Origin of the sequence: Micromonospora sp. NPDC049799 (genome assembly GCF_040656655.1) — a bacterium.
Taxonomy (GTDB): Bacteria; Actinomycetota; Actinomycetes; order Mycobacteriales; family Micromonosporaceae; genus Micromonospora.
In genome coordinates this window covers 1-10,975 of record NZ_JBFAMU010000142.1, presented here as the reverse complement: position 1 = coordinate 10,975, position 10,975 = coordinate 1, and the positions used below count along the sequence as shown (strand labels likewise).

9 protein-coding genes, 1 tRNA gene and 1 pseudogene are annotated in these 10,975 nt (G+C 71.3%); 4 read left to right on the top strand and 7 right to left on the bottom strand.

From position 1 onward, the window contains the following. The 6 genes from AB0I76_RS13580 to AB0I76_RS13555 all read right to left on the bottom strand — a co-directional run. Positions 1–901 (bottom strand): serine/threonine-protein kinase (locus AB0I76_RS13580; protein WP_357034269.1); only part of this gene is annotated, 901 nt, incomplete at its 3' end. A 1-nt stretch (position 902) separates the two neighbouring features. Continuing rightward, the gene (locus tag AB0I76_RS13575; protein WP_357034267.1) at positions 903–2,408 is read right to left on the bottom strand and encodes a penicillin-binding transpeptidase domain-containing protein; all 1,506 of its coding nucleotides are present in this window, start codon (positions 2,406–2,408) and stop codon (positions 903–905) included. Next, a complete protein-coding gene (locus AB0I76_RS13570) occupies positions 2,405–3,892 on the bottom strand; it encodes an FtsW/RodA/SpoVE family cell cycle protein (RefSeq protein ID WP_357034265.1) in 1,488 nt (495 codons plus the stop codon). Before AB0I76_RS13570 ends, AB0I76_RS13575 begins: the two co-directional genes overlap by 4 nt. Positions 3,893–3,920: 28 nt before the next feature. Further along, positions 3,921–5,363 carry a protein phosphatase 2C domain-containing protein gene (locus AB0I76_RS13565; protein WP_357034263.1) on the bottom strand — a complete coding sequence of 481 codons (1,443 nt, stop codon included), beginning with the start codon at positions 5,361–5,363 and terminating at the stop codon, positions 3,921–3,923. After that, entirely contained in the window at positions 5,360–5,845 is a 486-nt protein-coding gene (locus tag AB0I76_RS13560; protein ID WP_357034261.1) for an FHA domain-containing protein, read from the bottom strand. The genes AB0I76_RS13565 and AB0I76_RS13560 overlap by 4 nt, the downstream gene beginning before the upstream one ends. Positions 5,846–5,851: 6 nt before the next feature. After that, complete coding sequence (locus AB0I76_RS13555; RefSeq protein WP_357034259.1) at positions 5,852–6,634, bottom strand: DUF3662 and FHA domain-containing protein; 783 nt, start codon at positions 6,632–6,634, stop codon at positions 5,852–5,854. 209 nt (positions 6,635–6,843) lie between these two features. Here AB0I76_RS13555 and AB0I76_RS13550 point away from each other — a divergent pair. The 3 genes from AB0I76_RS13550 (at position 6,844) to AB0I76_RS13540 (ending at position 8,912) form a co-directional block, all read left to right on the top strand. Then, positions 6,844–6,926, top strand: a tRNA-Leu gene (locus AB0I76_RS13550). A 112-nt stretch (positions 6,927–7,038) separates the two neighbouring features. Continuing rightward, the gene (locus AB0I76_RS13545; protein WP_357034257.1) at positions 7,039–8,112 is read left to right on the top strand and encodes an NAD-dependent epimerase/dehydratase family protein; all 1,074 of its coding nucleotides are present in this window, start codon (positions 7,039–7,041) and stop codon (positions 8,110–8,112) included. Continuing rightward, positions 8,094–8,912 carry a WecB/TagA/CpsF family glycosyltransferase gene (locus AB0I76_RS13540; RefSeq protein ID WP_357034255.1) on the top strand — a complete coding sequence of 273 codons (819 nt, stop codon included), beginning with the start codon at positions 8,094–8,096 and terminating at the stop codon, positions 8,910–8,912. The genes AB0I76_RS13545 and AB0I76_RS13540 overlap by 19 nt, the downstream gene beginning before the upstream one ends. Positions 8,913–8,985: 73 nt before the next feature. On the opposite strand, the gene AB0I76_RS13535 is transcribed toward AB0I76_RS13540, so the two are convergent. Next, a complete protein-coding gene (locus AB0I76_RS13535) occupies positions 8,986–10,548 on the bottom strand; it encodes a S8 family serine peptidase (RefSeq protein WP_357034253.1) in 1,563 nt (520 codons plus the stop codon). 220 nt (positions 10,549–10,768) lie between these two features. On the opposite strand from AB0I76_RS13535, the pseudogene AB0I76_RS13530 reads away from it, so the two are divergent. Beyond that, positions 10,769–10,975: pseudogene (locus AB0I76_RS13530) on the top strand (hypothetical protein); the annotation flags it as partial.

Below are 10,975 nucleotides of genomic sequence, written 5' to 3'. Positions count from 1 at the left end.
CCTGGGCGCGGCCGGGCGGCGCGGCCGGCGACGCCGGAGCCGGCGAGACCGGACCCGCATGGCCGGTGGCCCGGGACTGCTGGGAGAGCTGCACCTTGAGCTGCCGGGCCACCCCGGCCAGCGCGGCGGCACTCGGCCACCGGGCCGCCGGGTCCTTCGCCAGGGCGCGCTCGACCACCGCGCAGACCTGCGGCGGGATGTCGTGCGGCAGCGGCCGGGGGGACTCCCGGACGTGCCGCATCGCGATCTCCAGGGGGTTGTCGCCCTCGAAGGGCCGGCGGCCGGCGAGGCACTGGTACGCGACCACGCCGAGCGCGTAGACGTCCGAGGCGGGGGTGGCGACCTGGCCGGTGGCCTGCTCCGGGGAGATGTACGAGGCGGTGCCGAGCACCGAACCGGCGGCGGTGAGCTGCGCCACCAGGTCGGACCGGGCGATGCCGAAGTCGGTGAGCACCAACGTGCCGTTCGGCCGGACGAGCAGGTTGCCGGGCTTCACGTCCCGGTGCACGATGCCCTTCACATGGGCCGCGTGCAGTGCGTCGGCGGCCTGGGCGACCAGCGCCATCGTGCGGGCCGGGGTGAGCCGGCCGACCCGGCTGAGGGTGGCCGACAGGGCGTCGCCCTCGACGTACTCCATCACCAGGAAGGCGATCTGCTGGTCGCTGCCGAAGTCGTAGATGTCGACCACGCCGGGGTGGTTGATGGTCGCCATCGTCCGCGCCTCGCCACGGAACCGCTCGGCGAAGTCGGGGTCGTCGAGCAGCGCGGGGAGCAGGCTCTTGACCGCGACCGTACGCCCCAGCACCTGGTCGGTGCCGCGCCAGACGTCGCCCATGCCCCCGCTGGCGATCCGCTCGTCGAGGCGGTAGCGGTTGCCGAGCTGCACCCCCGGGCTGAGCATGTCAGCGGCCCCCGGGATCGTTGATCGCGGCCCGCATGATCTGGCCGGCGATCCGGGCCGCCTCGGCGCTGCCGCCGCTGCCGGCCTCCTCCAGCACCACGCAGACCGCGGAGACCGGGTTGCCCTGCTTGTCGAGGGCGAAGCCGATGAACCAGCCGTGGTCGGGGCGGTTCGGCGCGGACTGGGCGGTGCCGGTCTTGCCGCCGACGGTGTAGCCGCTGATCCGGGCGTTCCGGCCGGTGCCGTTCTCGACCACGCTGACCATCATGTCCCGCAGGTCCTTGGCGACCTGGCCGGTGACCGGCTGGCGCAGCTCGCGCGGCTGGGCGGTGTAGTAGTCGGTGGTCCGGTCCGGGCCGAGCACCTGGCGGACGAGGTACGGCCGCATCTGCCTGCCGTCGTTGCCGACCGTGGCGGCGATCAGGGCACCCTGGAGCGGGGTCATCCGGACGTTGTTCTGGCCGATCGAGGACTGGGCCAGCGCCGCCGGGTCGGTGCTTCCGTCCGGGTTCTGCATGTCGCCGGTCCGGCTGGCCGCCACACCCAGGCCGCCTTCGCCGAGCCGGCCGACGGTGAGGTCCTCGTCCTCGAAGCCGAACTGGCGGGCCTTCTCCTTGACCGTGTCGGCACCGAGCCGGACGCCGAGCTGCGCGAAGCCGGTGTTGCACGACTCGGTGACGGCGTTGAGCAGGGTGACCTGCCGCTCCGGGCAGATCGACTGGACGGCGTTACGGATCGGCTGGCCGGACGTGGGCGGCGTCCACTCGCTCCCGGCCGGGATCTGTGTGGTCTGCCCGATCCCGTTCTCCAGGGCGGCGGCGGCCACCACGATCTTGAAGGTGGAGCCGGGGGGAAGCACCTCGCCGACCGCGCGGTTCTTCAGCGGGCCAGCCGGGTCCTGGTCCAGCTTGTTGTACGCCGCGGTGGCCGTGTCGCTGTCGTGGCTGGCCAGCGGGTTCGGGTCGAAGCTCGGCATGGAGACCAGCGCCTGCACCGCACCGGTACGCGGGTCGATGGCGATGGCCGCGCCCTTGCTGACGTCCTGACGGTTGTTGCGGAGCTGCTCGTACGCGACGTTCTGCGCCTGCTTCGAGACGGTGAGCAGGACGTTGGCGCCACCGGTCTGGTCCCCGGTGAACATGTCCTTCACCCGGTTGGCGATCAGCCGGTCGCTGGTGCCGGCGAGGAAGTCGTTCTCGGACTTCTCGATGCCGGTCTCGGCCAGGTTGACGGGCTTGTACCCGAGTATGTGGGCGTACTCCGGCCCCTTCGGGTACGTGCGCTGGTACGTCAGCTCGCCACTGGTTTCCCGGCTGACCGCGAACGCGGTGCCCCCGGCCTCGATGTTTCCGCGCTTGCGCTTGTACTCGTCGACCTGGACGCGGCCGTTGTAGTCGCTGGTGCGGTACTCGTCGGCCTTGTAGGCCTGGATCCAGTTCAGGTTGGCGAACAGCAGCCCGAACAGGACCATCACGACGACACCGACGCGGCGCAGGGGTGCGTTCACGGCCTGATCACCTCCGTGGGGGCACCGTGGAGCTGCTCCGGCGGGCCGCCGGAGGGTCGGGCAGCCGTGCCGCCGCCACCCACCGGGCGCCGCGCGCCGTCCGAGACCCGGAGCAGGACCGCGATGAGCAGCCAGTTCGCCATGAGCGACGAGCCACCGGCGGAGAGGAACGGAGTGGTCTGACCGGTGAGCGGGATCAGCTTGCTGATCCCGCCGACGATCACGAAGACCTGGAGGCCGAGGGTGAAGGCCAGGCCGCCGGCGAGGAGCTTGCCGAACGAGTCCCGTACGGCCAGCGCGGCGCGCAGGCCGCGCTCGACGATGAGCAGGTAGATCACCAGCAGGGCGGAGAGGCCGAACAGGCCGATCTCCTCACCGATGCCGGCGAAGATGAAGTCGTTCTGCACCTCGGGCAGCTTGCCCGGTTGGCCACCGCCCGGGCCGGCGCCGAACAGGCCGCCGGTGCCGAGCGCGAGCAGCCCCTGCACCAACTGGTAGCCGTCCTCGTACGGATCGGCGAAGGGGTCCAGCCAGATCTGCGCCCGCAGGTAGAAGTTCGCGAACGGCCCCCCGACGCTCTCACCCAGGACGTACGCCAGGTAGGCGCCGCCGAAGAAGAGCACCAGACCGATGAGCAGCCAGCTGACGCGTTCGGTGGCGATGTAGAGCGTCACCACGAACATGCCGAAGTAGAGCAGCGAGGTGCCCAGGTCCTTCTCGAAGACGAGGACCAGGAGGCTGATGATCCAGACCACCAGGACCGGCCCGAGGTCCCGTCCGCGCGGAAAGTCGATGCCGAGGATCCGGCGACTGGCCAGCGACAGCACCTCGCGCTTGCGCACCAGGTAGTACGCGAAGAACGCCAGCAGCGCCAGCTTGGCGAACTCACCGGGCTGGATCGAGAAGCCACCCACCCGCACCCAGAGCTTCGCGCCGTTGATCTCGGAGATGCTCGCCGGCAGCACCGCCGGGAGCATCACCAGCACGATGCCGGCCAGGCCCAGGGTGTACGCGTACCGGGAGATCGAGCGGTGGTCCCGGACCAGGGCGAGCAGGCCCGCGGCGAGGATCACCGACGCGAGCGTCCAGGCGAGCTGGCGGCCACCGGTGCCCGCGAAGATCGCCAGGTCCTCGCGTTCGGCGGGCGCGGCGTCGGCCAGGTCGAGCCGGCGCAGGAAGCCCACGCCCAGGCCGTTGAGCAGCGCGACGGCCGGCAGTAGTGCCGGGTCGGCGAACGGCGCCAGGAAGCGGATCACCATGTGCAGCCCGAAGAACACCGCGGTGAGCGCGGCGGCCGGGATCCAGAAGTCCGGGGTGACCGTGTCGAGCACGTTCGCCTCGACCATCGCCCCGTACGCGGCCACCAGCACCATCGCCAGCAGCAGCAGCGACAGCTCGGCGTTGCGCCGGGACCGGGCCAGGCGTGCGCCGGGCTGCTCGCCCGCGGTGGCGGGCGAGGTTGCCGGAGTTGCCGCTGCGGTCACGGATCGTCCTGAGGGTTCGAGCCGGCGCTCACTCGGGCGACCGGCAGGCCGCCGGATCGAGCGACGGGGTGACGGTGTCGGAGGGCTCGGCGTCGGGCGAGGTGGTCGGCGCGGCCGGCGTACCGGCGGGGACCGTGGCGCTCGGCGCTCCCGCCGTGGTGGCCGGGGTCGGTGACACCGGGCGGCCGGACGGCGCCGGAGCAGGCGTCGTCACCGCGACCGCGCTCGGGGTCGGGATCGGCGGGCAGACCGGCTTGAGGTTCGGATTCTTCGGGTCGTCGCTGGTCAGCTCGGCCAGGCGACGGGCCGCGTCGGGCTCGCTCTTGGCCGGTATGCCCTGCTTGACCTGCTCCTGCGCGGCCAGGGTGAGGTCGTCCAGCTCGGCCGGGCTGACGGAGTGCTCCGTGGAGAGGTCCATCCCGGCGATCTGGCCCTGGATGCCCTTGAACACGGCGACGTGACCGTCCTCGGTGGCGCCCACGTAGTACTGGCGCTGGGTGTAGCTCCAGCCGCCGAAGACCGCGCCGCCGAGAAGGACCAGCAGCGCCAGCGTCATCGCCGCGGCCCGGATCGGGCGGTGCCGCCGGTGCTCGGGCTCGTCGTCCGCGCCCGCGGCGGGCTCCTCCGGAGCGGCCGGACGCGGCGCGGAGAGCGCGGAGGCCCGGGCGGCCGGGGTGGACACGTCGGCGGAGGTCGCCATGCCCCGGTCGCGGGCGGCGGCGCCGCCGACGATCGGGGTCGCCTCGACGATGTCCTGGTCGGTCGCGTCGGCGATGATCACCGTGATGTTGTCCGGGCCACCGCCGCGCAGGGCGAGCTGCACCAGCCGCTCGACGCACCGCTGGGGATCGGTGTACTCGCGCAACGTCTCGCCGATGGTGTCGGCGCTGACCACGCCGGAGAGACCGTCGCTGCAGATCAGGTACCGGTCGCCCCGGAGCACCTGACGGACGGAGTACTCCGCGTCGATGTCGCGGCCGTCGAGCGCGCGGGTCAGCAGCGACCGCTGCGGGTGACTGCTCGCCTCCTCGGCGCTGATCCGGCCCTCGTCGACGAGCATCTGGACGTACGTGTCGTCCTTGGTGATCTGCGCGAACTCACCGTTGCGCAGGAGATAGGCCCGCGAGTCGCCGATGTGGACCATGCCCAGTTTGCTGCCGGAGAAGAGGATCGCGGTCAGCGTGGTCCCCATCCCCTCCAGCTGTGGGTTGGCGTCCACCGTGTCGCGGAGCTGCTGGGTGGCGGCGCTCACGGCCGAACGCAGCGCGTCGACGAGGGCGTCCCCCGGGACGTCCTCGTCGAGCGGCGCCATGGCACCGATGACGATGTTGCTCGCGACGTCACCGGCGGCCATGCCGCCCATGCCGTCGGCGACGGCAAGCAGCCGCGGTCCGGCGTAGACGGAATCCTGGTTACCGTCTCGGATCAGACCGCGGTCGCTGTGGGCCGCGTAGCGCAGGGTCAGAGTCATGGCCGTAATTCGAGAGAAGTGCGGCCGATCCGGATCGGCACGCCGAGGGGGACGGGGGTTGGTCCGGTGACCTTAGCGCGATCCAGGTACGTGCCGTTAGTCGAGCCGAGGTCCTCGACGAACCACTGCCCGTCGCGCGGCACGAGCCGGGCGTGTCGCGCCGAGGCGTAGTCGTCGGTGATGACCAGGGTGGAGTCCTCGGCCCGACCGATAGTGATCTGCGCTTCACCGAGAGTGATCCGCGTGCCGGCCAGTTGACCCGCCGTGACCACCAGTTGGTGGGCCGCCCTCCCCCGCTTGCCCTTGGCCTGCTTCGCCGGCTGCCCGAGGGACGCTCCGACCGCCCGGGGGGCGGCCACCAGCCGACCCGACCGGGCGCCCGCGAAGAGATCCCGCCGGATCACGCCGACCACCGTGAACACGAAGATCCACAGCAGGATGAGGAACCCGAACCGGGCGACGGTGATGACGAGTTCCGGCAAGGCGGATCAGCCGTCCACGCGGAACGTCAGCGTCGTGGTGCCGAGCTGGATCATGTCGCCCGGGTTGAGGGCGACCGCCGACACCCGCTGGCCGTTGACCATCGTGCCGTTGGTGGAGCCGAGGTCGGTCAGCACGACCTGACCGCCGTCGAAGTCCAGCCGGGCGTGCCGGCGGGAGATGCCGACGTCGGGCAGACGCAGGTTGGCCTGGTCGCCACGGCCGATCACCGTCGAGCCCATCTGCAGCGGGTACGTGCGCCCGTCGCCGGAGACGAGCCGCACGTTGCGGCCGCCGCCGTGGCCCGGCGGCGGGCCGTAGCCGCCACCCTGGTCGTACGCGGGGTACGCGGGCGGGCCGGCGTCGTAGCCGGGCGCGGGGGCGACCTCGCCACCCGTGTAGACCTCGGCGGTGACCCGGAACATGCCCGTGTCCAGTCCCTCGCCGCGTTCGATCTCGACGATCACGTCGCCGTAGACGGTCCACGCCTGCTCGCCGATGAACTCCGCCTGCGACTGGGCCAGTTCCTGGGCCAGCGCGGCGGCGTACGGCGCCAGCCGACTGTGGTCGTACGGCGAGAGATCGATCACGTAGCGGTTGGGCACCAACGTGCGCCCACCGGCCAGGATCGCCTTGTGCGCCTCGGCCTCCCGCTGCATGGCGTTGAGGATCTCCACGGGGTGGACCACCCCTTTGAAGACCTTGGCGAAGGCCCCCTCGACCAGGCCTTCCAGACGCTTCTCGAAGCGTTGCAGCACGCTCACCGGCTCCTCCTCGGGTCCCGAGGACATGATGGTATCCGGCCGGCGCGCGCGCAGCTCACACGCCGCTCGGCCGTGGGGGCGGCGGCCCGTTCTCGGTGGGCCGAAAATCCCGTGCTACTCTTTCGTCCGCCACGAACGGTAACCGTCTGTGGCAACGGCCGGGAGCCTGGGTAGGATGGCCGGGCCCGCTGGGAACGGCGGGACCGACACCGACTACAGTGTTCGAGGTCAGCCACGGGGATGTGGCGGAATGGCAGACGCGCACGGTTCAGGTCCGTGTGCCCGAAAGGGCGTGGGGGTTCAACTCCCCCCATCCCCACCCGTGTGACGAGGGCTCCGCAGCTTGCGGGGCCCTTGCTCCATTCCGGGGCGTGCCGTTCGTCACGCTATGCTCCGATGGTTTCTGCCTCCGACGGACCAGGAGTGGCGTTGTGAGTGTCGCGTTCGTGACCGGGTCGGGCGGGCTGATCGGCTCCGAGGCGGTCCGGCACTTCGCCGGCCTCGGTCTCGATGTCGTCGGCATCGACAACGACATGCGGCAGGAGTTCTTCGGCGCGGAGGCGTCGACCGCCTGGAACGTCCGCCGGCTGACCGACGATCTGGGTGGCGCGTACGCGCACCACAGCATCGACATCCGGGACCGGGACGCGCTGGCGAAGCTCTTCGTCCGGTACGGCTCCGACGTCGCCGTGGTGATCCACACCGCCGCCCAACCGTCGCACGACTGGGCCGTCCGGGACCCGTTCACCGACTTCGACGTGAACGCCGGTGGCACCCTCAACGTGCTCCAGAACGTGCGGCAGCACTGCCCCGAGGCACCGGTGATCCACTGCTCCACCAACAAGGTCTACGGCGACCGGCCGAACAGCCTGCCCCTGGTGGAGCGGGAGACCCGCTGGGAGATCGAGCCCGGCCACCCGTACGAGCAGGGCATCCGCGAGGACATGTCGATCGACGCCTGCCTGCACTCCGTGTTCGGCGCCTCGAAGGTGGCGGCGGACATCATGGTGCAGGAGTACGGCCGCTACTTCGACATGCGGACCGCCTGCTTCCGGGGCGGGACGCTGACCGGTCCCGCGCACTCCGCCACCGAGCTGCACGGCTTCCTCGGCTATCTGATGCGCTGCAACATGGAGCGGCGCACCTACAAGATCTTCGGCTACCAGGGCAAAATGGTGCGTGACGCCATCCACAGTCACGATGTGGTCTCGGCGTTCGAGGCGTTCTTCCGCAACCCGCGCTCGGCCGCGGTCTACAACCTCGGCGGCGGCCGGCACTCCAACACCTCCCACCGGGAGGCGTTCGTCCTGGCCGAGCAGATCACCGGCCAGGAGATGATCTCGGAGTACGTCGAGGCGAACCGGATCGGCGACCACAAGTGGTGGATCGGGTCCAACGAGGCGTTCCAGGCCGACTACCCGGACTGGAAACAGGTGTACGACGTACCGATGATCATGCGTGAGATCTACGAGGCCAACGTCGACAAGTGGGTACCCCAGCCGTGAACCGGGGCAAGAAGAACGTCCTCGGCGTCCTGGTCGACGCCACCGACTACGCCGACGCCACCGAGCGGGTGGTGACGGCGGCCCACGACCGGCGCCCGCTGGCGCTGACCGCGCTCGCCGTGCACGGCGTGATGACCGGTGTCCTCGACCCGGCCCACAACGCTCGGCTGAACTCCTTCGACGTGGTCACCCCGGACGGCCAGCCGGTGCGCTGGGCGCTCAACCTGCTGCACGGCGCGGGGCTGACCGACCGGGTCTACGGCCCCGAGCTGACCCTGCGCGTGCTGTCCCGGTTCGCCGACGAGGGACTGCCCATCTACCTGTACGGCTCGACCGAGGAGACCCTCGGGCGGCTGATCCCCGCGCTGGAGCGGATGTTCCCGGCCCTCAAGATCGCCGGGGTGGAGCCGTCCAAGTTCCGGGCCGTGCAGCCGGGTGAGGACCGGGAGATCGCCGATCGGATCCGGTCCAGCGGCGCACGGCTCCTCCTGGTCGGGCTCGGCTGCCCCCGCCAGGAGGTCTTCGCGTACGCCATGCGGCCCCTGCTGGACATGCCGCTGATGGCCGTCGGGGCCGCCTTCGACTACCACGCCGGGCTGCTGCGCCAGCCCCCGGCGTGGATGCAGCGCGCGGGCCTGGAGTGGTTCTGGCGTCTCGGCCTGGAGCCAAAGCGGCTCTGGCGGCGCTACGTGATCCTCAACCCGGCCTACCTGGCCCGCCTGGCGGCGCAGAAGTCGGGCCTGTGGAAGGCACACCCGCCGGCCCCGGCCACGGAACGCCTCGACAGTTTCGCGGTCTGACCCACCCGACCCGCACGGCACGAGGCCCCTTCCGGATGCGATCCGGGAGGGGCCTCGGCCGTGGGAACAAGGCTCAGACGGTCAACGTCCAGGTGTTGATGTACCCGGTGTCGTAGCGGTAGACGTCCCGGACCTGGAGGCGCCAGGTGCCGTCGGCCGCCTCACCGGACAGGTTCACCGTGTAGGTGGCGTTGACGTTGTCGGCGCTGTCCGAGCTGCTGCTGTTCTTCAGCCGGTACGCCGAGCCGTCCGGCGCGATCAGGTCGACGACCAGGTCACCCCGCCAGGTGTGCACGATGCTCACCGCCACCGTCGAGGTCGCCGAGGCGGCCCGACCGCAGCCGGAGATGGTGATCGAGCTGCTCACCGCGGAACCGGCGTCCGGGATCGCGACGTCCGTGCCGTTGGTGCCGCTGCAACCGGGCGGCGGCGGCGGGGGCGGCGGGGTGGTTCCGCCGTCACCGACGTAGAGCAGCTTGTTCGGCGAGCCGGTGCCGGGGCTGGTCACCACGTTGCTGGTGGCGCTGTTGACCAGGGCGTCGCGGACCTGCTGCGGGGTGTACGACGGGTTGGCCGAGAGCACCAGTGCCGCGCCGCCGGCCACGTGCGGGGAGGCCATCGACGTGCCGCTGATGGTGTTCGTCGCGGTGTCGCTGTTGTACCAGGCCGACGTGATCGACGAGCCCGGCGCGAAGATGTCCAGGCAGGTCCCGTAGTTGGAGTACGACGCCCGCGCGTCGGTGTTGGTCGTCGCGCCCACGGTGATCGCCGAGGCGGTACGGGCCGGCGACGAGTTGCACGCGTTGGCGTTGCTGTTGCCGGCCGCCAGCGCGTAGGTCACTCCGGAGCTGATCGAGTTGGCCACCGCGGTGTCGAGGGCGCTGCTGGCCCCGCCACCGAGGCTCATGTTGGCCACGGCCGGCTTGACCGCGTTGGCGGTCACCCAGTCGACGCCGGCGATCACACCGGCGTTGGTGCCGCTGCCCGAGCAGTTGAGCACCTTGACCGCCACCAGCCGGGTGCCCTTGGCCACCCCGTACGCGGAGCCGCCCACGGTGCCGGCGACGTGCGTGCCGTGGCCGTTGCAGTCGGTGTTGTTGCTGTCGACGGTGTTGGTGCCCCAGGTGGCGCGACCGCCGAAGTCCGAGTGCGACGTCCGGATGCCGGTGTCGAGGATGTACGACGTCACGTTGGTCGCCGTGTTCGGGTACGTGTACGAGCTGTTCAGCGGCAGCGCCCGCTGGTCGATCCGGTCGAGTCCCCAGGACGGGGGGTTCGTCTGGGTGCCGGCGATCGACACGGTGTGGTTCTGCTCGACGTACGCCACCGCGGGGTCGGCCGCCATCCGGGCCGCCGCCCTGGCGCTCATCCGCATCTCGGCACCCCGTACGGCGGTGCTGTACGTCCGGACCGTCGTGCCGCCGTGGCGGGTCGCGAGCCGGTTCACCGACGACCCGACGGTGGTCCGGCTGACCGCGCTGTCCTTGAAGACGACGATGTAGCTGTCCGCGACGGCGGTCGCACCACCGGCGGCGCGGACGGTGCCGACGGGCTCGGCGGCCATGGCCGGCGTGGCCGTGGCGACCATGGCCAGCGCGGCCACCCCGACGAGAACGGACCTGCGTGGAAGACCCATCTCCCTACCTCCCTCCGATCGGACGCCGACCGTCCACCCGGTCGTGACGGGCGGATCGATGAGTACCGATCGAGCTGAGGGTAGAGCGCGGCGGAGCCGAAGATATACATGCCGATTTGCCCATAGCACCGGTGGGATGCCCCCTACGGGGACCGGTTACGGGACCAACGGGGGCCCGGCCCGGATTCGCGGAGCCGCCGAACGGGAAAAGCTGTCCGGCATGGAGAGTCATCTCGCCGTCCTGCTGCCCCTCGCCGCCGTCTGGCTCACCGCCGGTGCGCTGGCCGACGGGCTGCCCCGGCTGGATCAGGCCCGCACGCTGCGCCGGCGTACCGGACAGGTCCTCGCCCTGACCGTGGCCGCCCTCGGGCTCACGGCCGCGGTCGGAGTCGCCGGGCTCGCCGGCGCCGGCGGGACGGCGGCGGAC